We start from the raw sequence: 21,003 nt of genomic DNA, 5'->3' as shown, positions 1-21,003 counted from the left end.
GTGAGAGATTGAATTGCCTGAAATCAAGACCCTGTTGCTATTTGTCCTGACCGCCGTGGCGGAGATTGTGGGCTGTTACCTGCCCTGGCTCTGGCTCAAGCAGGGCGGCAGCGCCTGGCTGCTGCTGCCCGCTGCGGTCAGTCTGGCCTTGTTTGTCTGGCTGCTGACTTTGCATCCCTCGGCCTCGGGTCGTATCTACGCGGCCTACGGCGGTATCTACATCAGCGTGGCGCTTCTGTGGCTGTGGCTGGTGGATGGCATCAAGCCCAGCGCCTGGGATATGGCAGGGGTGGCCGTCTGTCTGCTGGGGGCGGGTCTGATTGCTTTTCAGCCGCGCACCTGAGGCGTCCGCTGCTCTCTTATTCGATCAGAATCTGCCCCAATCCCTTGTCGATCCTGCGCAGGCAGCTATGGTTTGCGTGTATGCAGCAATCTTGGCTGACGAGGGGGCAGGCCGCGTTATGATTCCCGTCTGTTGACGGTTGCGAGCAAGAACAGGGCTTTTTCAAGTTTTGCGTTTGTGCAACCGCTTTTGCCGTTTTCTTTCCCAATCACAAGCCTTTGCTGGCCAGCCTCTAGACCGACACCGACACCGTGCGCCTGAATTCCATCAAGCTCTCCGGCTTCAAATCCTTTGCCGAGCCCACCAATTTCATTCTGCCGGGGCAGATGGTCGGCGTGGTGGGGCCCAACGGTTGCGGCAAGTCCAACATCATGGATGCGGTGCGCTGGGTGCTGGGAGAGAGCAAGGCCAGCGAGTTGCGTGGCGAGTCCATGCAGGACGTGATCTTCAACGGCACCACGCATCGCAAGCCGTCCAGCCGTGCCAGTGTCGAGCTGACCTTCGACAACAGCGACCACCGCGCGGGCGGTCAGTGGGGGCAGTTCGGCGAAATCGCCGTCAAGCGCGTGCTCACGCGCGAGGGCAACAGCAGCTACTTCATCAACAACCAGCCCGTGCGTCGTCGCGACGTTCAGGACGTGTTTCTGGGAACGGGTCTGGGACCGCGTGCCTACGCCATCATCGGACAGGGCACGATCAGCCGCATCATCGAGTCGCGCCCCGAAGAGCTGCGCCTGTTTCTCGAAGAAGCGGCCGGGGTTTCCAAGTACAAGGAGCGTCGTCGTGAGACGGAAAACCGCCTCTCGGCCACGACCGAGAACCTCACCCGTGTGGAAGACATTCTGCGCGAGCTCAATGCCAATCTGGACAAGCTGGAAAAGCAGGCCGAAGTTGCGGCCAAGTACAACGGCTTGAACGCCCAGGTAACGCTCAAGCAGCATCAACTGTGGTTCATGAAGCGGGCCGATGCCGAGGCCGAGCAGGACCGCGTGCGTGTCGAAGGCCTCAAGGTCGTCAACGAGCTCGAAGAGCGCATGGCCGATATCCGCAACAACGAGAGCGGACTCGAAACCCTGCGCCAGTCGCACTATGACGCCAGTGATCAGGTCAATCAGGCGCAGAGCAAGCTATACGAAGCCACGGCCGAGGTCGGCAAGCTGGAGGCCGAAATCCGCTATGTGGTCGAAGGTCGCCAGCGCGTGCAACTGCGTCTGCAGCAACTGGCCGAGCAACTGCTGCTGTGGAGCAGCCGCAGCGAAGAGGCCCAGGGCGAGATCGAGAACATCGAAGGGGCGGGCATGGATGCCGAAGAGCAGGCCGAGATGCTGGCTGCCCAGCTCGAAGAGCAAAGCACTCGCCTGCCCGATCTGGAAGATTCTCTGCATAAGGCGCAGAAAGCCGATGCAGACCAGCGCAACTCGGTGGTGCAGGTGCAGCAGCAGATTCAGGTGCTGGCCGCCGAGCAGCGCAGTCTCGATGAGCAGCGTCGCCAGTTCGAAACCCGTTATGAACGTTTACGGGCCGACCGCAATGCACTGGAAACGCCGGATGAAGCGCGTCTGAACAATCTGCAGACGCAACTGGCCGAGGCGCAGGAGCTGGCCGAGATGGCTGATGCCGTCCTCAACGAGTTGCAGGACAGCGTGCCGCAACTCGATGAGGATAGGCGCGCACGACAGCAGGCCGTGAATGCCGAAAACAGTCGTCACGCCGATCTGTCGGCGCGGCTGGACGCGCTCAAGGCCTTGCAGGAAAAGGTCAAGACCGATGGCAAGCTTCAGCCCTGGCTGGCCAAGCATGGGTTGGACGGCATGCAAGGTCTGTGGAGTCGCATCGCCATCGAGTCGGGCTGGGAAAATGCGCTGGAAGCCGCACTGCGCGAACGTCTGGGTGCGCTGGAAGTCGGTCGCCTCGACATGGTGCGCGGCTTTCTGGGCTCGGGCGGACAGGACGCTCCGCCGGCCCGGCTGGCCTTCTTCAGCCAGGCTCAGGCGGTGGGCGCATCGGCGGCTGCGCGCTTTGCGCGTCTCAGCGATCTGCTCAAGATCAATGACGCCGGCCTGCGCACCGTGCTGGTGGACTGGCTGACGGGCTGCTATACCGCGCCCACGCTCGACGAGGCTCTGGCCAAGCGTGCCGATCTGCAGGCTGGCGAGACCATTTATGTGCCCACCGGCCATGCGGTGACCGCGCACAGCGTGACTTTTTATGCGCAGGACTCCGAACAATCGGGGCTGCTGGCGCGGGCGCAGGAAATAGAGCACCTGGAAAAGGAAGTCCGCGCCCAGGCGCTGATCGCCGATGAATCGCGTTCGGCCTTGGTGCGCGCCGAAAGCGCTTATGCCGATGCTTCGCAGCGTCTGGTGTCCGCACGCCGCGAAGCGAGCGAGTCGCAAAGCCGTGCCCATGAGCTGCAGGTCGAGACCTTGCGCCTGTCTCAACTGGCCGAGCAGGCGCGCGCCCGCAATGCGCAAATTTCGGCGGATCTGTCCGAAGTCGAAACCCAGCTCTCCGATATCGAAGAGCGCAAGGTCGCCGCCGAGGCCCGCTTTGAAGAGCTGGACATGCAACTGGCCGACAGTCAGGAGCGCCATGCCCAGCTGGGCGATCGCGTGCTGGAGGCCGAGCGCCGTCTGAACGAATCGCGCGAACAGTTGCGCAGCCTGGAGCGTCAGGCCCAGGAGGCGACCTTCTCGCAGCGCACGCTGCACGCGCGTCGCGCCGAGCTGTCGCGCACCATCGAAACCGCCAGCCAGCAGGCCAAGTCCCTGGCCGAGGAGCAGCAACGCGCTCAGGACGAACTGGCAAGACTGTCTGATGCCGCAGCGCAGGGCGGTCTGCAGGATGCGCTGGATCTGAAGATGCAACGCGAAAAAGACGTCGCCGAGCGCCGCAGTGAATATGAGGATCTGACCAACAAGCTGCGTGCCAGCGACGAGCGTCGCCAGAGCCTGGAAAAGGCACTGGATCCGCTGCGTCAGCGCATCACCGAATTCCAGCTCAAGGAACAGGCCGCGCGCCTGGGTCTGGAGCAGTACAGCAATCTGCTGACCGAGGCCGAGGCCGATCTGGCTGCTGTGGCTCAGTCGATTGCCGAAGGCAATGTGCGCATGCACGGCCTGCAAGGTGAAATCGACCGCCTGCACCGCGAAATCCAGGCCCTGGGGGCCGTGAATCTGGCCGCGCTGGATGAGTTGACCCTGGCGCGTGAGCGCAAGACCTTCCTCGATGCGCAGATGGATGATCTGACCAAGGCCATGAACACCTTGGAAGAAGCCATTCGCAAGATCGATGCCGAAACGCGGGATTTGCTGACCGGCACCTTTGACATCGTCAATCGCCATTTTGGCCGCATGTTTCCCGAGCTGTTCGGTGGCGGTCAGGCCAAGCTGGTGATCACCGGCGACGAAATTCTCGATGCCGGGGTGCAGGTGATTGCCCAGCCGCCCGGCAAGAAGAACCAGACCATTCACCTGCTCTCGGGCGGCGAGAAGGCGCTGACCGCGATTGCGCTGGTGTTTGCCATCTTCCAGCTCAACCCCGCGCCATTCTGTCTGCTGGACGAGGTGGATGCGCCGCTGGACGACGCCAATACCGAACGTTATGCCAAGCTGGTTTACAGCATGAGCAAGGGAACCCAGTTCCTGTTCATCAGTCACAACAAGATCGCCATGGAGATGGCCGAGCAGCTGATTGGTGTGACCATGCAGGAACAGGGCGTTTCACGAATTGTTGCGGTGGACATGGAGTCCGCCCTCTCCATGGCTGAGCTATCCTGAGCCCGGTCATCCCCTATTGAAGAACCGTTTTCTCACATGAGTAACTTGCAAATCAGTCTGGCCGTCCTGGGTGTGGTGCTGTTGGCGCTGATCGTTGCCTACAACTCCTGGACTGCGCGTCGCAATGCGCCCAAGCGGGCCGAGCCTGAGGATGAAAGCACAGATCCTCAGCGTCTCGAGCCCGGAATGAATACCGTCGGTCATGGTGCGGACCTGACCAAATACCAGCATGAGCCCGTGCTGGGGGATTTCGGCAAGGCCATTCCCGGTACCGAGCCCCTGCAGATGCCCGAATCGGCAGGTCGCTTTGCCGAAGCCGATGCCGAGCTGGCCCGCCTGGTGGCGCGCGAAGCCCATGAGGAAGCGCAGCGTCAGGAAGCCCTGGTGGCCGCCCAGCACAAAGCCGAGGCGACTGAGGCTACGCATGCTGTGCAAGAGGTGAACGCTCAGGGCACGGATGCAGCCATTGCAGCAGTGACTGAGCAGGCCGCGCAGGCTGTGGAGCCCGTGCTGACGGACGCTCCTCTGGCCGCTTCGATCCCTCCCGCCCCGTCAGTGGAGCGACGCGGCCATCTGGATGCGCTGATCGATGCGATTGCTCCGATTACCGTGGCCCAGATTGTTCCTGGTGAAGTGGCCTTGCAGGCCCAGCCCAGTACCCGCCGCGCCGGCAACAAGCCCTTTGCCATTGAAGGCATGAACCAGGACAGCAAGCAGTGGGAGCCGTTGCAGACCGGCCAGCGCTATCTGGGCTTTCAGGCCGGTGTCCAACTGGCCAACCGTACCGGTGCACTCAACGAGATCGAGTTCTCGGAGTTCGTCACCAAGGTGCAGCGCTTCGCCGATGCGCTGGGCGCCATGGCTGACGTGCCCAATATGCTCAACGAGGTCTCGCGTGCACGCGAGCTCGATCAGTTCGCCAGCGAGCACGATGCGCAACTGAGCTTTATGCTGCGTGCGCGTCAGGCGTCCTGGAGTGCTGGTTATGTCCAGCAAAATGCCCAGCGCCTGGGCTTTGTCATCACGCCCATGCCGGGCCGCATGGTGCTTGCCTCCCCCATCCAGGGCCTGCCTCCGGTGCTGGTGCTGAACTACGACCCCCAGGCCGCCATGGGCGATGATCTGGATCAGTCCGTCGTGCGCGAATTCCTGCTCAGCCTGGATGTGGCCCAGGTGCCGCGTGGACAGCAGCCGTTTGCGCGCCTGCGCCAGGTGGCGGAGCAACTGTGCCAGACCATGGACGGCGTGCTCTGCGACCAGAACGGCTATCTGCTGCCGGTTTCGGCGCTGGACCCGATTCAGCATGACCTGGAGCTGCTCTACGACAAGCTCGACAGCGCAGAGCTGTCGGCCGGCTCACTTCTTGCCAGAAGGCTTTTCAGCTAAAACAAACAGGCCAACAATGTTGGCCTTTTTTATCCCGGACCTTGAATTTCCAGCGGGCAGAGCATGACCGAGAATTTAGACCTTTTTTCCGCTGAACCCCAGGGCCAGAAGCCATCGACAGCTATCAATGCTGGGGTGCCCGAAAGCGTGATGAGCAAGGTGGCGGCATTGCGCGCCCAACTCCATCAATGGGCACATGAGTACTATGTGCTTGATGCGCCCACGGTTCCCGACGGGGAATATGACCGCGTCTATCAGCAACTCGAGGCACTGGAAGGAGCTTACCCCGTACTCGTTACGCCGGACTCTCCCACGCAGCGCGTGATCGGTGCGGTGCTGGACGGTTTGACTCCGGTTCGCCATGCCGTGCCCATGCTGAGCATCCAGACAGAGACCGATAACGAGGCCACGGGTGCCATTGCCTTCGACCAGCGTGTGCGCAAGGAGCTGGGGCTGGATGAGTCTGCTGCAGCCATCGAATATGTGGCCGAGCCCAAGTTCGATGGCCTGGCCATGAATTTGCGTTATGAAAACGGCCGCCTCGTGCAGGCCACCACGCGCGGCGATGGCGAGGTGGGGGAAGACGTCACGCACAATATCCGCACCATTCGCCAGATTCCACTGATCCTGTCCACCGGCCGCGATGTACCGCCCGTGGTGGAGGTGCGCGGTGAGGTGCATATGGCCAAGGCCGATCTGGACAAGCTCAACGCGCGCCAGCAGGCCGCAGGTGCCAAGACCTTTGCCAATCCGCGCAATGCGGCGGCCGGATCGGTCCGTCAGCTCGACTCGAGTATCGCGGCCCAGCGTCCGCTGTCGTTCTTCGCCTATGGTCTGGGCGAGATCACGCCGCCGGAGCAGGGCGGGCCGGACTTCGGCACGCACTACGCCATGCTGCAGACTTTGAAATCCTGGGGCTTTCCGGTTGCACCGCAAGTCAGTATTGCGCTGGGTGCTTCTGAACTGGTAGCGTTTCACGAGCGCATCGGTGCCGAACGCGCCAATCTGCCCTATGAAATCGACGGCGTGGTCTACAAGGTCAACAGCCTGGTCCTGCAGCGTCAACTGGGCTTCAAGTCGCGCGAGCCGCGCTGGGCCGTGGCGCACAAATACCCGGCTCAGGAGATGCCTACGCTCATGGAAGCCATCGACGTGCAGGTGGGGCGCACGGGCAAGCTGACGCCCGTGGCGCGCCTGGCTCCGGTGCAGGTGGGCGGCGTGGTGGTGACCAATGCCACGCTGTCCAATCTGTTCGACATCCGCAAGAAGGGCGTGCGCGTGGGCGATCAGGTCATAGTGCGCCGTGCGGGCGATGTGATCCCCGAGGTGGTGGGACGGGTGCCGGGCGAGCGGCCTGCTTATGTGCCCAACTTCCGCATGCCCAAGACCTGTCCCATCTGCGGCAGCGAGGTGGTGCGTGAAAAAGGCGAGGCCAACCACCGCTGCACGGGCGGCCTGTTCTGTGGCGCACAGCGCAAGGAGGCAATCTTGCACTTTGCGCATCGCCGTGCCATGGACATCGAAGGTCTGGGCGACAAGCTGGTCGATCAGCTCGTGGATGCCCAGGTGGTGCGCGTGCTGCCTGACCTTTACAGGCTGGGCCTGAGCTCGCTGGCAGCGCTGGATCGCATGGCCGAGAAATCGGCCCAGAACGTGCTGGCAGCCCTGGAAAAATCCAAGAGCACCACACTGCAGCGCTTTCTGTTTGGTTTGGGCATTCGCAATGTGGGTGAATCCACGGCCAGGGATCTGGCCAAGCATTTCGGCAAGCTCGACGCCATCATGGACGCCAGCGTGGAGGAGTTGCTGCAAGTCAAGGATATCGGGCCGGTGGTGGCAGACAGCATTCACACCTTTTTTGCCCAGCCCCATAACCGCGAGGTGGTGGAGCAACTGCGCGCCTGCGGTGTCCAGTGGGAGGAAGGCGAGCCAGCCGAGAAGGCGCCTCAGATTCTGGCCGGTCTGACCGTGGTGCTGACCGGCACCTTGCCCACGCTGGGCCGCGACGCCGCCAAGGATATGCTGGAAGCGGCGGGTGCCAAGGTCTCGGGTTCGGTCAGCAAAAAGACCAGCTATGTAGTGGCCGGGGCAGAGGCGGGCAGCAAGCTGGCCAAGGCCGAGGAGTTGGGCGTGCCCGTGCTGGACGAAGCTGGCATGCTGGCACTGCTAAGGGGCGAGCAGCCCGGTTGAGTCGACTGTAGAAGCAGCAAGGAAGGCTACATGAACAAATTGCGACGCAAACCCGTGGTGGGCCTGGCCCTGGGCAGCGGTTCTGCAAGAGGCTGGGCGCATTTTGGCGTGCTGCGCGCGCTGCGCGAAGCCGGTGTCAGCCCCGACATCATCTGCGGTACATCCATTGGTTCATTGGTCGGTGCAACCTATGCTGCTGGCGAAATGGACGCCTTCGAGAGCTGGGTGCTGGGCCTGGGCAAGCGCAAGGTCTTCGGCTTCATGGACTTCAATCTGGGCGGCGGATTGCTCAAGGGCGAGAAGATCATCGAGTTCTGGCGCGAGAATTTCGTCCAGGAAACCGTGGAGCAACTGGTCACGCCGTTCGGCTGCGTTGCCACCGATCTGCAGACAGGTGCCGAGGTATGGCTGCGCAAGGGCTCGATTGCCGAAGCCGTGCGCGCGTCCATTGCCCTGCCAGGCCTGTTCACTCCGGTGATGCGGGAAGGGCGGCTGCTGGTCGATGGCGGTCTGGTCAACCCGGTGCCGGTGTCGCTGGCGCGTGCCATGGGGGCGGACATCGTCATCGCCGTCGATCTGAATGCGGACATCATGCGCAGGCATATGAAGCCCGTTGACATGAGCGAGAGCGAGATCAACCTGCATGCCCGCGAACTCAGGGTTTCGCAGTTGCATCTGGAAGAGGAGGAGCCTCCGGTACCGCTGGGCCAGATTCCTGAAGCGCTGGCGGCGAATGGCTCACCGCTCGGTTGGGCGGGCGCATGGATGCGCAGCATGACGAGCGTGAAGACATTGTCCTCATCCGTCATGCGCAGGGGCCGCAAGGGGGAGGGAGATGCCGAGGACGGTGCTTCTGTGCCTGTGCCCTCGCTGGTCAATGTGGTCATGGCCAGTGTCAATATCATGCAGATGCGCATCACCCGCAGCCGCATGGCGGGTGACCCGGCCGAGGTGCTGATTGCTCCGCGCCTCTCGCATGTCGGGCTGATGGACTTCTACCGGGGGCGCGAGTCCATCGATGAGGGCTATGCCGCAACCCAGCTGGCGTTGCCTGCGCTCAAGGACTGGGGTCTTTAGCCCGGAGCGCGCGGCTTTGGAGTGCCGAGGCCGCAGCCTGCTCAGCTGCGGATATAGGTCCAGCCATCCTGCTGCATGCGGGCGATGGCTTCGACGGCGCCCATGGGCAGCACCTGAATATTGTCCGGTGCGCTGATGCCGGCGTTCCTGAGCGTGTTGGGGCACAGCAGCACATGTGCCAGAGCAGGGCCCATGTCGTCCGGCTGGTCCAGCACGGCTTGCACGGCCTGGGCATTGACGACAATCCAGACCTCCAACTCAGGGTTGGCGGCTTTCAGGTTCTTGAAGTTTCCGCGTGCGCGGACCAGTGCTTGCGTGCTGGGTGCGTGCAGCACGATGCGGGTGCTGGGGCGCAGGGCGGGCAGCAGGGTGTTCCAGTCGGGTCGGATCATGGTGTTGGGGCAGATTTGCCAGCGCAATGATAGCTGCTTGCAAATTCTGTGAAGGGGCTATGCGGTGACTTGAATCCTAATGTGCGGGCGACTTGGCTGGAGCTTTGTCCATCAACTCGTCCAGCAGCCCGGGCGGCATGCCGGTGCGGATCTGCACCAGCCCCTGGGCATTCTTCCAGATCGTTGCGGGTGTGGCACGCAGGCCTGCATTGCTCATCAGCGCGGCGTTGTTGGCTAGTGCATCGCGGGCCGACAGGGGGATGCGCTGCAGCGGTGCAATACCCAGGATATCGGGATTCTTGCCATGCGCGTCGGCATAGGCCATGGCATGGCTGGCAAGAGCCTGCTCGGGTGCCTTGGAGGCCAGAATGGCGGCGGCCTTGCCTTCGCTGCTGGGGCGCAGCATGCCCACCAGAATATGGCGCAACTGCAGCTGGCCAGCTTGCACCAGTGGCCTGGCATCGCGCCAGAGCTGGTTGCAATAGGGGCAGTTGGGATCGGTGAATACATAGGCGATGCGGGCGGCATCTGGCCTGCCGTCGCCAATCCAGTGTGTACGCTCCAGATCGGACCAGAGCTCCTGGCCCATGGGCTTTTGCACGGCGTTGTGCAAGGCTTTGGCGTTGACATCCTTGCCCTGGGCATCAATGACGGTGCCAATCACCCAGTGCTTGCCGTCAGGCATGCGGTAGATGGGGATGGGCTGCTGGTCGCGGTAGGCGGCCCAGGCCTTGAGGCCACCGGAGCTCTGCATGGGGCCCACGATCTGCAGGCCTTGCTCGGCGAGAAACTGCGCTGAGGGCAGGTCGCTGCTTGCCGCACCGCTTGCTGCCGCGCCGCTGGCGGCAATCACGTCGCGGGTATAGGCCACGGCCACCACGGTGGCTGCGGCTGCAGCGAAGATGGGGAGAATCAGTGCCATCAATGGGCGTGACAGGGGCTGTAAACGTGGCACGAAAAACCTTTGTCCATCTTGAGTCATGGGGCCTGTGTTGGAGGCGCAATGATGCGCAACTGCTCACTCAGACTGGCGCGGGAGAGCTCCCCCGTACGCGTGGACCGCAGGCGTCCGTTCGCGTCATAGAAATAGGTGGATGGCAGGGCGCGTTGCTGCCAGTGCTGACCGGCGAGCTGCTCAGTGTCCAGGAGCACCTGGGCTGGGGGTAGAGGCATGGACTGCAAATAGCGCAGCACTGCAGCGGCGTCTTCACCCTGGTTGATCCAGATGAAACGAACGCCTGGATGGTCTTTTTGCGCTTGGGCCAGTACCGGCATCTCGCGCTTGCAGGGGGGGCACCAACTGGCCCAGAGGTTGATGACCAGCGGTTGACCGCCGTAGCTGCGCAGATTCGTGGGCTGAGCGGCAGCGCTGACCAGCGTCAGGGAGGGGAGTGAGGACTCTGGAGGCTCAACCCAATTTCGCAGTGTGTAAGCCGCCATCAGGATGAAAGCGCCCACACCCAGGGACTGCAGCACGCCACGTTGCAGGAGCGCATGGCTGCGGCAGCTCCAGGCTGCCCAGAGAACCGCCACCAGCAGCCCGGCCCAGAGGTTCCAGCCACCGTCGCGAATATCCAGAATCTGCAGCACGCTGGCGGGAGCTGCGCTCACGGGCAGCCAGTACTCGGGCCACCATTGCACGACGTAGGCCGCGCGCGCCGCCACCAGTCCAGCAAGCGTGGCCTGAAGCAGCAGAGTCTCGACAGGCTGATTGCTTTGCCGCTGCCTGAGTCGCGCCCACCACTGGCTGGCAAACAATGCCAGAAATGCGGCAAGAGCCATGGTGGGAAGAGCGAGAGGGCCTATCCGCACGCTGGCGGGCAAGGCCAGTGCCTGCAGAAAGCCGGGTTGAGCTGCTTCGGTATTGCCTTCGCTTAGGGCTGGAGCCGGGGCATCCGCATTCCTGTCCATGCCTGCTTGAGCGGCGCTGATGCTCTGCTGCTGTACCGGGTAGCAGATACCTATCTCGGCACAGCCCTGCCATTGCAGCTCCAGCGGCCATTGCGCCGACCGTTCAGGCAGCGAGGCCTGAATGCGCAACTCCCGGTGAAAGACCTGCACATGGCCGAAAAACGCATCGCTCAGGGTCCGACCTTCAGGAATCTGCAGTGGTATTGGCTGACCTTGAGCATCGAGCAGGCGCAACTGGTCGCGGTAGAGATAGTGACCAGGAGCAATGTTCCAGCGCAGCTCCAGCAGGCGGTGGCCATCAGCCTCTGTTTTGATGGCGCTTTGCTCGGCGTGGACCAGCTCGAAAGCCTGTTCAGCAGTCAGGACTTCGGGCTGTGCAGCGGGCCTGTCGGCACTCAGGCTGGGCAGGGTCAGCGGCTGTGCCCAGGCAGTCATCCCCGTCAGCAGGACTGAAAGCAGAACTAGGGCTGCGGCAGAGCGAAGAGACATGAATGGTGGTGGCTGAGTGTCTTGGATGAGGCAGCCCTGCATCTTGGGCGCAAGGGATTAAGCAGGGGTTAACGCTGCGAAAAGATAAATCTGCGATGCTCGGCCGCTTCGGATAAACAAGGCGCGTAACGGGTACTCACATCCTTGGATGTGATGGTGCGGGTGGCGGTTGCGCAGTGAAAAAATGCATGTGCTGTTAGTGGAAGATAACGCTTTGGTCGCCAGCGGGGTGAAGGCGGGCCTGCAGCTACAGGGCTTTGGCGTGGACGTGGTGGGTTGCGCGAGCCAGGCTGATGCGGCGCTCAAATCCTCCCACTTCGATGTATGCGTGCTGGATCTGGGACTGCCCGATGAGGACGGTCTGCATCTACTGGCGCGGTGGCGCCGTCAGGGGCTGGAGCTGCCGGTGCTGGTGCTGACCGCACGTGATGCAGTGGACCAGCGCATCGAAGGCTTGCAGACCGGGGCTGACGACTATCTGGTCAAGCCCTTCGATCTGCACGAGCTGGCGGCGCGACTGCACGCGCTGCTGCGACGGGCGGCGGGGCGTACCGTGGACTGGATTGTGCTGGGCGATGTCAAAGTGGATCTGGCCGCCGGCCAGGCCATACGGGAGGGCAGCATCGTGGACCTGTCGCGTCGTGAATGGGCGTTGCTGCGCGCGCTGCTGCAGTCGCCAGGGCGAGTGCTGAGCCTGGAGCAACTGCGCGACAGCCTCTATGGCTACAGCCTTGATGTGGAGAGCAACGCGGTCAATGTACATGTGCACCATCTGCGTCGCAAGCTGGGCTCGGACATGGTGGAGACCGTGCGTGGTGTGGGGTTCAGATTAGGGCGCGTGCAGGGGGGCAGTTGCTGATGCGCAGCCTGCGGGTCCGTTTGCTGGTCTGGCTGTGTCTGGCACTGTGCACTTTGTGGGGCGGTGTGGCCGCCTGGATGTTTGCCGGCATGAGACATGAGCTGCGCTCCGTGCTCGACGACCGGCTGATTGCATCGGCCCGCATGGTGGCGGGCATTGTTCACCAGTTCAAGCCGCACAACACCAGCCCCGGGGACTGGGGGCCCATGCTCAATGTGGTGGCGCGTGATGGTGTGGCTTGCGAGGTCAGCATGATTCGCAGCGAAGTGCATACTGCGCCTACGCATGATGCTATGGATCCGGATGCAGATGCTGTGTCGGACGAGGCGAGCGGCAACGCGGCTCGCCCGGCACTGATTCCGGCATCTCCGCTGGATGCACCGCGCGTCAAAACTGCAAAGACCGGCCGCGCCGGGGATTTCGCAGATACGGCTCCAGAGCAGGCGACCGAGCCTACCGATTCTCAGGTGCTGGCTCGCACTGCGGGTGCGCCCAGCTTCCAGGGGCCGCTGCCGCTGGGCTTCTCGAGCATCACCAAGGGCGGCAAGCCCTGGCGCACCTATGTGCTTGAGGAGCATGGCGTGCGCATTGCCACGGCCGACCGCATCGATGTGCGCGAGGGATTGATCCATGGTTTCGCCTACACCATCATCCTGCCCTTTGTGCTGGCGCTGCTGGCCAGCATGGTGTTGATGTGGTGGGGGGTGACACGCGGCCTGCGCCCCCTTGAGTCGCTGCGCCAGGAGTTGAGCGAGCGTCCGCCCGGAGATGATTCGCCCGTGGCGCAAGGCAGGCAGGTCAAGGAGCTGGCGCCACTGGTGCAGACCATCAATCACTTGCTGCAGCGCGTGCACAGAGCCATTGAGCGCGAACGTCGCTGGAGCGACGATGCCGCCCATGAGCTGCGCACGCCGCTGACTGCCGTCAAAACCCATGTGCAGGTGGCGCAGATGGCGGTGGCCAATGCGGGGTCTCAGATGGTGGCTTTGAGAGATCCGTCCGGAGCCGGCAAAGAGGATGCTGAGCCCAGGCCGATTTCGGAAACCGCGCAGTGGCAGATGACCCGGCAGGCACTGGAGCAGGCGGGGGAGGGCGTGGAGCATTTGCAGCACACGCTGGAGCAATTGTTGCTCTTGGCGAGGCTGGATTGTCAGCCGGTGAGCGAAGATGCAGGAGGCTCTCGTGCCATGGCCTGCGGTAGCGAGCCCGCCTGTGCCTGGGAGGCTCTGGAGAAAGCCTGGGGATTGGCCGCCACGGCCATTCCTTCAGGCTCGCTGCGCTTGCGCTGGTTGCCTCAGCAAGCCCTGAATGACGCCAGGCTGCAGGACTTGCGTGTAGCCGTGCCTCAGCCCCTGCTGGTGTCGGCATTGCGCAATCTGATGGAAAACGCCTTGCGCTATGGGCAGAAGGCAAGTGGCGAGCCGGGCGACTCTGCGATACTGCTCGGCCTGCGCCACATTCCGCAGCTGGCGCAGGTCGGCGGGGACAAGTCGCAGGCGATGCTCGTCAATCCTGCTGGTTATGTGGAGTTCACAGTGATCGACCATGGGCCCGGTCTGAGCAGCGAGGACTGTGCCGTGGCGACCCAGCGCTTCTGGCGCAAGCAGCATCAGGCCCATGGCAGCGGTCTGGGGCTGGCGATAGTGCAGCGCATTGCACAGTGCAGCGACGGTGAGCTGGAGCTGCTGCCCTTGGCCCAGTGGCCGCAGCATAAGGGCTATGCATTCGAGCAGGCACACAACGGCCTGGCGCCAGAAGCGGTGACAGGGCTGGTGGTGCGTTTATGCCTGCCGGTGAAGTCCTGTGCTGCGCCGCCTGATTAGTCAGATTGGGGGAGCCAATTGTTTGCAGCATTAATTGGCTCTTAATCTTCTATAAGTATCTTCGGGCAATGTGCTTGCTGTCATTGGGCTGCCATGGCTCGTGACATTCCAGGTCAGACGTCGGCGTTCAGCACACGCCTGATGTGCGGCAGATCTGAGCCGCTTAAACCTCCATTCCCAAGATGAATCGCTTGAACACAAAGACTCTGCCCCGGTCGTGGGTGGCTGTCGGCATTTCCATGCTGATGGCGACCAGCGCCTGGGCACAAGAACCTGCAGCCGCCAAGACTGCATTGAGCGGCAATGCCGCTGCCGGTGCAAAGATCGCTCAGTCCGGCTCGGCCGGCGGTGCGGCTGCCTGCGTCACCTGCCATGGTGCCAAGGGCGAGGGCCAGCCTGGCTTTCCCGCACTGGCGGGTCAGCACGCCGGTTACCTGGAGCGTCAGCTGAACCAGCTGGCGGCTGGTGCCCGTCAGTCCGCTGTCATGGCTCCCATGGCCAAGGCCTTGAGCGAGCAGGAGCGCGCCGATGTGGCCGTCTATTACGCCAGCCTGCAACTGCCTATCAAGAGCGTGCGCGGTGCCTTGCCCGGCAAGAGCGACGATGGCGGTGCCTGGTTGGTCGAGCGTGGCCGCTGGGTCGACGGCATTCCTGCCTGTGCGCAGTGCCATGGCCCCGGTGGCGTGGGCGTGGGCAAGGACTTTCCGGCCATCGGCCATCTATCTGCCGACTATATGCAAAGTCAGATCGATGCCTGGAACAAGGGGCAGCGCGAGGCCGGCCCACTGGGTCTGATGGGGGCTGTGGCCAAGAAGCTCACGGCCGATGACGTCAAGGCCGTTGCAGCGTACTACCAGCGCCTGCACAACCCCGCTGCTGCCACAGCAACCGCCAAGCCTTAAGAGTTCGGGAGTTGACAATGTCGGACAAACAACAAACTGCTTCCAAAAGCTCCAATCTCGCTGAATACGCCGTGGTGGCCTGCCTGTTCGCAGGTCTGGGGGGCGCGCTCTGGTATGGCATGAGCATCAGCAGCCCCAAGAAGGCTGAAGAGCCAGCCAAAGTGGCTGCGCCTGCTGCAGACGCCAAGGCCGTGACAGTGACAGCCAAGCCCGGTGAATTCACACCTCCCGGCGTCAGCGACTATCCGGAAGGCCCCATGGGCGAGTGGGTGCGCCGTGGCGAAGCGATCTTCACACGCACACCGGTCAATGCCGTAGGCTTCTCGGGCAATCCGCTGAGCTGCACCAATTGCCACCTCGACGCGGGTCGCTTGAAGGGCGCAGCCCCCATGTGGGGGGCCTACCCCATGTACCCGGCCTATCGCAAGAAGACCGACCATGTGGATACTTTTGCCGAGCGCGTGCGCGGCTGCTTCATGTACTCCATGAACGGCAAGGCACCGGACGACGGTCATGACATTCTGGTGGCACTGGAGTCCTATGCCTACTGGATGGCACAGAAGGCCCCTACGGGCGAGAAGCTGCCCGGTGCCGGTTTCAAGAAAGCGGGCCAGCCCGAAACGACACCCACCTATGAAGCCGGTGCCAAGGTTTATGAAGCCAAGTGCGCGCTATGTCACGCAGCAGACGGCAAGGGCCAGTTTGTCGGCGATGTGGCCGTGTTCCCGCCGCTATGGGGCAAGGACTCCTATAACTGGGGTGCCGGCATGCATGACATCGACAAGGCGGCCAACTTCATCAAGAACAACATGCCCTACGGAAATGCAACGCTGAGCGATCAGGAAGCCTGGGATGTGGCGACCTTCATCAACAGCCAGGAGCGTGGCCAGGATCCGCGTTTCAATGGCAATCTGCAGGCCACGGCCGAAAAGCACCATGGCAAATACTCCATGTACGGCAAGGAAGTGAACGGCAAGCTGCTCAAGGGTCTGTAAATGGACGCATGATTAGGTCTGCCGGATGCAGCTCAAGGCCAGCCCTGTAGTCGGGGCTGGCCTTTTTTGTGATCGGGGTGATCAAGAGTGGGTGTCTGGCCGAGCCACCGTTGAGCCGTCGGCGGTACGTTGCGCCCTGGGCGCGGAGCCCAGGGTTTGGCTGGGCTGAACAAGATCCGTGGAGTCCGCACTCAAACGTAGACTCGAAAAGCACGGGAAGCTCACTTTCCGACAGACGTAGGAAAGCCCGGCGAGCCGGGCTTTTGCAATGGCAGGGCTTGAAAGATCAGGCCATGAACAGGTAGTGATCCACGAGCAGGGCGAGAAACAGCAGGCTCAGGTGAAGCAGTGAAAAACGGAATGTGCGACGCGACAGCTCGTCCGAGTAATTGCGGTACAGGGCCACGGCATAGGCGATGAAGCCTGCACCCAGAACGACAGCCGCGAACAGATATAGCCAGCTGCTCATGCCGTACATGAAGGGCAGCAGACCGGCCGCAAACAACACAACGGTGTAGAGCAGAATCTGCAGGCGTGTGTATTCGCTGCCATGGGTAACGGGCAGCATGGGCAGGCCGGATTGGCGGTAGTCCTCCACACGGTACAGGGCCAACGCCCAGAAGTGGGGCGGAGTCCAGAGGAAGATGATGAGGAACAGAATCAGTGCCTCGGGGCCGACATTGCCTGTCATGGCGGCCCAGCCCAGCACGGGTGGCATGGCGCCGGAAGCTCCGCCGATCACGATGTTCTGTGGCGTGGCGGGCTTGAGAACCACGGTGTAGATCACTGCATAGCCGACAAACGTGGCCAGCGTCAGCCACATCGTCAGCGCATTGGTCCAGACCAGCAAGATCGTGGCGCCAATCATGCAGAGAATGGCCGAGAAGGCCAGTGCCTGCTGACCGGAGAGTTCGCCGCGCGCCGTGGGGCGCCATGATGTGCGCTTCATCTTGGCATCGATATGACGTTCCACCAGGCAGTTGAAGGCCGCAGCGGCAGCCGCTACCAGCCAGATGCCGACGCAGGCAACGCCCATATGTATCCACTGATTGGCTGTGGGCCAGCCGGGCACGGCCAGCACCATGCCGATCAGGGCGCAGAACACGATGAGCTGCACCACACGCGGCTTGGTCAGTGCGTAGAACTGGCTGATTCGCGAGGTGTTGTTCAACAAGGCTTCACTTTGACTCATGCAATCACTCTTTTGCGCTATGCCTCAGACAGGGCGGCGCGCCATTTCAAGGTCGGGGGCTGTGACGGCATGGCTACGCGTCACGGCCAGGCTCCAGACCACAATCGTTACCAGGGCCGCGGCTCCACCGGTGTGGAGCACGGCCGCTACCAGGGGCCAGTCCAACACCACATTGGACAGACCCGTCAGAACTTGCAGCACAGCAAAAAATCCCAGCAGCCGGCGCTGCTTGGCCAGTGCAGGGACATGGCGCATTGCCCACCACAGACTGGTCAGTGCCAGAACCACTACATAGGCTGCCAGCCTGTGGGTGTAATGGATCGCGGTCAGCGCTTCGAAGCTGATGTGGCTGCCGTCCTTAAGCATGCCCAGAGGGCGCCAGATCTGCAGCGCTTCGGCGAAATTCATGGCTGGCCACCAGCTACCCTGGCAGCCAGGGAAGCTCGTACAGGCCAGCACGGCGTAATTGGTGCTGACCCAGCCGCCAAGGCTGACCTGGGCGACCAGCAGCGCCAGACACAGCCATAGCGCGATGCGCAAGCGTCCGGCAATCGGGGCAGCAGAGCGACCGGCCTGCTGCTGGCTCAGTCCCGATGCAGGAATGGCCAGCAAGGCCAGCAAGCCGGTACCGCCCAGCAGATGCAGGGTGACGATGGCCGGAAACAGTTTCATGGTGACCGTCAAGGCGCCGAAAGCGCCTTGTATGCAGACCCATACCAGAGCCAGAGTCGGCCACCAGGGATTGGCTGCACCGCTGAAAGACGCATGCTGATTCTTGCGCCTGGCGGCCCGAGCCTGCTTCCAGCTCATGACCGTCATGGCAATGATGAGCACGCCGACCGTGGTCGCCAGATAGCGGTGAATCATTTCCACCCAGGCCTTGCCATGGGTGACCGGGCCGGTCGGCATGGCAGCTTGCGCTTCGGAGATCTGGGCATGCGCTGCGATAGGGCTGGCCGTGCCATAGCAGCCAGGCCAGTCAGGGCAGCCCAGGCCCGAGTCCGTCAGCCGAGTGAAGGCGCCGAATAGAACCAGATCGAAGGTCAGGAACAGCGTCAGCACGCAAAGAGCCTGCAGACGTTTGCCGGGGCCGGTGCCGCGACTGCGCCACCAGACCCAGCACAAGGGCCCCAGGGCCAGCACCATACCGAAAGCCATCAGCTCCAGCGCAGGAGCCAGGTCATAAAGCTGTTGCTCCGTCATGCCGCAGCTCCGCGGACTGGCTTCCGTCGTCCAGCCGCCTGTGCTTCAGGCAAGACACGGCGGTCAGCGGACAGGAAAAAATCGCAGAAGCAAAGCGGCATGATTCGGCAGGGACGGTCAGTACTTGGCCAGTATTTACAGAAATTATTGAAGATCTTGGTCAAGCGTAAAACGAGAGGAGCCTGCTTGCCCGTAGCGAGACTTGCGTGCTCCAGGACCAGGACTTTGCTCGACGCTTGGAGCAGCAGTTGAATGCATGCTCTTTGATCGCGCACAATTTTACCCATGTGATTTGAGGCTAGGCAGTCGTGACCGGAGTGTCCCTAACAACGAGGAAGAAAGGCTTGTCTTCAAAACCCTGCTTTCGGGGAAACTCCGAGGCAAAAAATTGCCAAAATGCTCCGATTTTGAACGGAGGCTACACAGCCTTGATGTACGATAGCCCAAGCTCGCAGCCTGGAACTGCGAGCGTGTCGAAGGCAGCTGCAGCCGTGGCTTCGTCGCAGACGCGGGTGTCGTTCAATGGTAGGACTCTTGCTTCCCAAGCAAATAACGTGGGTTCGATTCCCATCACCCGCTCCAGCTTTATCCTTCTAAAACAAAGACTTATCACGATCTTTGTTTTTCAGGGGAGTTCCTGGGGAGTTTTGTCCGATGAAGGACTCCAGCTTCGCCTGCTCTATATCCCCCTGACCGTCCTCCAGCCACTTGGAATAGACGTTCAAAAACATCTCCACCGAATGCCCCATCTGCTTGGCTGCATAGGCCGGCGTGGCACCTGCCATGAGCAGCATCGTCGCATAGGTGTGGCGCATGTTGTTGGGCGGGCGGTAACGAATGCCCAGCGCCTTGAGCATCGGCACCCAGAAAGGGTTACGAAACCGCTTGTCGTCTGCCCATGGCTCGCCATGCGTCGGGTCGGCGAAGATCGTTTGTGAATCCTTGGGCGCGGCCTGGTGCATGACGTCGCCGGCCATGTGGCCGAGTTGCGCCCTTGGGGTCTGTTCCTTCTGCCTTTCCAGCGCATTCAGGGCCCGGCTGTTCAGGCTGACGAGGCGGGCCTTGTTGGTCTTGGTCTGCTTGCGCAGACCCTTGACGACCGCCTCGTGGATCAGCACCTGCTTCTTGCTCCAGTCGATGCTGTGCCAGCGCAGGGCCACCATCTCGCTGGTGCGCAGACCTGAGAAGAATCGAAATGCGATCAGATTGGCAACCGTCGGCGCAAATTGGGCGCGCGCGTAGTCAATGATCTTCTCCACTTCCTCGCGGTCGAACGGGTCGGGCGGCTCCCTTTGCCACTTGGCGCTGGGGACCGCCGCGACCGGGTTCTCGCTCAGTAGCTTGTCGAGAACAGCCAAGTCCATCGCGGATCGGAGTGCCGACACATAGTTGTTGACGGTTTTGCCGCTCAGATCCGGCCGGGTCTTGATGGCGCGAAGAATGTCCGAATGCTTGAGGGCCGAGACCTGCTTTTCGCCAATGAACGGCTTCCAGAACTTGACCGCACTGAGGTAGCCGGCCAGTGTCGAATTCTCTGCCACCTTCACGGACAGCCAGTGATCCAGCTGGTGGGCCACGGTGGTGCCGGCGGCCACCGTGCCGCCTTCCGGAAAGTATTCGCGCATCACAAAGTTGCCCGCACGGATCTTGAGCCTGATCTCGGCAAGCAGCCGTATGGCGTATTTGATGTTGGCAGGCGTTGGCGCAATGGCTTTGCCGTCCACCAGGAGAGTGCGGCGAATGCGCTCTCCCCGGTAGGCGAACGAGAGCCGAATGCCGCTCTCACGAATCTCTACACCCCGCGCATTACCCATTTCTGGACTCCTTCACGGTCGATAAAAATGTGCGAATCGGGCGATCTGAAGTACTCGCGCCGCTCGATCCAGACACCGCTCTCGATCTTTCGGCGAATCGCTTTCTCGGTGAAGCCTGAGATGGCCGCAAAAATCTTGATGGTGACAAAGCGGTCCGGTGCCAGAAAGACCGGTGGCGGCTGGGTGGCGGTCAGAAAAGAGTCCATGTCATACCTCCTGAAAAAGAAGAACCCTGCTCAGTGGCAGGGCTCGGGGTTGCTCGATCGATGGCGTGGGTCACATTGCGTGCTGCGGGTGCGCATGCCGCGTTGAAGCGCTGGCAGGCTCCTGGCTGCGCGCCGGCACCAGTGCGCAGTGAATGACGCGTGCATGCACCTCGCTGCGTGGCGGGCGGCAGGCCAGCGTGTGGATGCGGGCACGCTCCAGCTCCACCACCAGGGCGGCGCCGGGCAGCAGCGCTGCATGGTGCTCTTGCCAAAAGCGCTGCGCCGCCACGCCCGTCCAGGTGGCGCGCCATGGCTCGGTGTGGTGCGGGCCCAGGCAGTCCAGCAGCAGCAACTGCAGCTGAAAAGCGCCGCACAGCGCCGTGCTGGCCTGCGGCGGGGTGCGGCTGAGGAAAAGCGTTCCGGTATGGCGCATGCATGCCTC

General features: G+C 62.3%; 17 protein-coding genes and 1 tRNA gene. 10 read left to right on the top strand and 8 right to left on the bottom strand.

What is annotated here, in order from left to right:
• Positions 1–13 precede the first annotated feature (13 nt).
• The 5 genes from CTR2_RS15515 (at position 14) to CTR2_RS15495 (ending at position 8,775) form a co-directional block, all read left to right on the top strand.
• A complete protein-coding gene (locus CTR2_RS15515; RefSeq protein WP_034354139.1) occupies positions 14–343 on the top strand; it encodes a YnfA family protein in 330 nt (109 codons plus the stop codon).
• Between the two features lie 251 nt (positions 344–594).
• On the top strand, positions 595–4,122 hold the full coding sequence (gene smc, locus CTR2_RS15510) for a chromosome segregation protein SMC (RefSeq protein WP_087082885.1): 3,528 nt from the start codon (positions 595–597) through the stop codon (positions 4,120–4,122).
• A gap of 36 nt (positions 4,123–4,158) precedes the next feature.
• A complete protein-coding gene (locus CTR2_RS15505; protein WP_087082887.1) occupies positions 4,159–5,508 on the top strand; it encodes a cell division protein FtsZ in 1,350 nt (449 codons plus the stop codon).
• A gap of 63 nt (positions 5,509–5,571) precedes the next feature.
• On the top strand, positions 5,572–7,698 hold the full coding sequence (gene ligA / locus CTR2_RS15500) for an NAD-dependent DNA ligase LigA (RefSeq protein ID WP_087082889.1): 2,127 nt from the start codon (positions 5,572–5,574) through the stop codon (positions 7,696–7,698).
• Positions 7,699–7,728: 30 nt separating this feature from the next.
• On the top strand, positions 7,729–8,775 hold the full coding sequence (locus tag CTR2_RS15495) for a patatin-like phospholipase family protein (protein ID WP_087082891.1): 1,047 nt from the start codon (positions 7,729–7,731) through the stop codon (positions 8,773–8,775).
• A gap of 41 nt (positions 8,776–8,816) precedes the next feature.
• On the opposite strand, the gene CTR2_RS15490 is transcribed toward CTR2_RS15495, so the two are convergent.
• The 3 genes from CTR2_RS15490 to CTR2_RS15480 are packed head-to-tail and all read right to left on the bottom strand — an operon-like array spanning position 8,817 to position 11,567.
• Positions 8,817–9,194 (bottom strand): DsrE family protein, encoded by a 378-nt coding sequence (locus tag CTR2_RS15490; protein WP_238707780.1) that lies wholly within the window; start codon positions 9,192–9,194, stop codon positions 8,817–8,819.
• Between the two features lie 49 nt (positions 9,195–9,243).
• Positions 9,244–10,089 (bottom strand): thiol:disulfide interchange protein DsbG, encoded by an 846-nt coding sequence (gene dsbG, locus CTR2_RS15485; protein ID WP_087082893.1) that lies wholly within the window; start codon positions 10,087–10,089, stop codon positions 9,244–9,246.
• 56 nt (positions 10,090–10,145) lie between these two features.
• Complete coding sequence (locus CTR2_RS15480) at positions 10,146–11,567, bottom strand: prolipoprotein diacylglyceryl transferase family protein (RefSeq protein ID WP_254913305.1); 1,422 nt, start codon at positions 11,565–11,567, stop codon at positions 10,146–10,148.
• A 184-nt stretch (positions 11,568–11,751) separates the two neighbouring features.
• Here CTR2_RS15480 and CTR2_RS15475 point away from each other — a divergent pair, with 184 nt between their 5' ends.
• From CTR2_RS15475 to CTR2_RS15460, 4 genes are all read left to right on the top strand, one after another.
• Positions 11,752–12,426 (top strand): response regulator, encoded by a 675-nt coding sequence (locus tag CTR2_RS15475; protein ID WP_003062385.1) that lies wholly within the window; start codon positions 11,752–11,754, stop codon positions 12,424–12,426.
• Entirely contained in the window at positions 12,426–14,249 is a 1,824-nt protein-coding gene (locus CTR2_RS15470; RefSeq protein ID WP_087082897.1) for an ATP-binding protein, read from the top strand. The genes CTR2_RS15475 and CTR2_RS15470 overlap by 1 nt, the downstream gene beginning before the upstream one ends.
• Positions 14,250–14,431: 182 nt before the next feature.
• Positions 14,432–15,151, top strand: coding sequence for a c-type cytochrome (locus tag CTR2_RS15465; protein WP_087082899.1), 720 nt, complete (start codon positions 14,432–14,434; stop codon positions 15,149–15,151).
• 17 nt (positions 15,152–15,168) lie between these two features.
• Positions 15,169–16,146 carry a c-type cytochrome gene (locus CTR2_RS15460; RefSeq protein ID WP_087082901.1) on the top strand — a complete coding sequence of 326 codons (978 nt, stop codon included), beginning with the start codon at positions 15,169–15,171 and terminating at the stop codon, positions 16,144–16,146.
• Between the two features lie 286 nt (positions 16,147–16,432).
• On the opposite strand, the gene cyoE is transcribed toward CTR2_RS15460, so the two are convergent.
• Both cyoE and CTR2_RS15450 read right to left on the bottom strand, forming a co-directional pair.
• Positions 16,433–17,338, bottom strand: coding sequence for a heme o synthase (gene cyoE / locus CTR2_RS15455; protein ID WP_087082903.1), 906 nt, complete (start codon positions 17,336–17,338; stop codon positions 16,433–16,435).
• Positions 17,339–17,362: 24 nt separating this feature from the next.
• Positions 17,363–18,541 (bottom strand): COX15/CtaA family protein, encoded by a 1,179-nt coding sequence (locus tag CTR2_RS15450; protein ID WP_087082905.1) that lies wholly within the window; start codon positions 18,539–18,541, stop codon positions 17,363–17,365.
• Positions 18,542–19,049: 508 nt separating this feature from the next.
• On the opposite strand from CTR2_RS15450, the gene CTR2_RS15445 reads away from it, so the two are divergent.
• Positions 19,050–19,123, top strand: a tRNA-Gly gene (locus CTR2_RS15445).
• Between the two features lie 11 nt (positions 19,124–19,134).
• On the opposite strand, the gene CTR2_RS15440 is transcribed toward CTR2_RS15445, so the two are convergent.
• The 3 genes from CTR2_RS15440 to CTR2_RS15430 all read right to left on the bottom strand — a co-directional run bounded on the left by CTR2_RS15440 (position 19,135) and on the right by CTR2_RS15430 (position 20,994).
• Positions 19,135–20,355: an Arm DNA-binding domain-containing protein gene (locus CTR2_RS15440; protein WP_087082907.1), complete on the bottom strand. Its 1,221-nt coding sequence runs from the start codon at positions 20,353–20,355 to the stop codon at positions 19,135–19,137.
• Positions 20,334–20,561: a hypothetical protein gene (locus CTR2_RS15435; RefSeq protein ID WP_003054634.1), complete on the bottom strand. Its 228-nt coding sequence runs from the start codon at positions 20,559–20,561 to the stop codon at positions 20,334–20,336. Before CTR2_RS15435 ends, CTR2_RS15440 begins: the two co-directional genes overlap by 22 nt.
• A gap of 70 nt (positions 20,562–20,631) precedes the next feature.
• Complete coding sequence (locus CTR2_RS15430; RefSeq protein WP_254913306.1) at positions 20,632–20,994, bottom strand: hypothetical protein; 363 nt, start codon at positions 20,992–20,994, stop codon at positions 20,632–20,634.
• Positions 20,995–21,003 lie beyond the last annotated feature (9 nt).

Origin of the sequence: Comamonas thiooxydans, assembly GCF_002157685.2 — a bacterium.
GTDB lineage: Bacteria > Pseudomonadota > Gammaproteobacteria > Burkholderiales > Burkholderiaceae_C > Comamonas > Comamonas testosteroni_H.
This window is presented reverse-complemented; position numbering and strand designations above follow the sequence as displayed.

Excerpts from the sequence above, each read along its gene's own strand:
- CTR2_RS15475 (WP_003062385.1), top strand. The coding sequence starts at position 11,752 with ATGCATGTGCTGTTAGTGGAAGATAACGCTTTGGTCGCCAGCGGGGTG.
- dsbG (WP_087082893.1), bottom strand. The coding sequence starts at position 10,089 with ATGGCACTGATTCTCCCCATCTTCGCTGCAGCCGCAGCCACCGTGGTG.
- CTR2_RS15435 (WP_003054634.1), bottom strand. The coding sequence starts at position 20,561 with ATGGACTCTTTTCTGACCGCCACCCAGCCGCCACCGGTCTTTCTGGCA.
- CTR2_RS15465 (WP_087082899.1), top strand. The coding sequence starts at position 14,432 with ATGAATCGCTTGAACACAAAGACTCTGCCCCGGTCGTGGGTGGCTGTC.
- CTR2_RS15505 (WP_087082887.1), top strand. The coding sequence starts at position 4,159 with ATGAGTAACTTGCAAATCAGTCTGGCCGTCCTGGGTGTGGTGCTGTTG.
- CTR2_RS15430 (WP_254913306.1), bottom strand. The coding sequence starts at position 20,994 with ATGCGCCATACCGGAACGCTTTTCCTCAGCCGCACCCCGCCGCAGGCC.
- CTR2_RS15450 (WP_087082905.1), bottom strand. The coding sequence starts at position 18,541 with ATGACGGAGCAACAGCTTTATGACCTGGCTCCTGCGCTGGAGCTGATG.
- CTR2_RS15470 (WP_087082897.1), top strand. The coding sequence starts at position 12,426 with ATGCGCAGCCTGCGGGTCCGTTTGCTGGTCTGGCTGTGTCTGGCACTG.
- cyoE (WP_087082903.1), bottom strand. The coding sequence starts at position 17,338 with ATGAGTCAAAGTGAAGCCTTGTTGAACAACACCTCGCGAATCAGCCAG.
- CTR2_RS15460 (WP_087082901.1), top strand. The coding sequence starts at position 15,169 with ATGTCGGACAAACAACAAACTGCTTCCAAAAGCTCCAATCTCGCTGAA.
- ligA (WP_087082889.1), top strand. The coding sequence starts at position 5,572 with ATGACCGAGAATTTAGACCTTTTTTCCGCTGAACCCCAGGGCCAGAAG.
- CTR2_RS15480 (WP_254913305.1), bottom strand. The coding sequence starts at position 11,567 with ATGTCTCTTCGCTCTGCCGCAGCCCTAGTTCTGCTTTCAGTCCTGCTG.
- CTR2_RS15440 (WP_087082907.1), bottom strand. The coding sequence starts at position 20,355 with ATGGGTAATGCGCGGGGTGTAGAGATTCGTGAGAGCGGCATTCGGCTC.
- CTR2_RS15495 (WP_087082891.1), top strand. The coding sequence starts at position 7,729 with ATGAACAAATTGCGACGCAAACCCGTGGTGGGCCTGGCCCTGGGCAGC.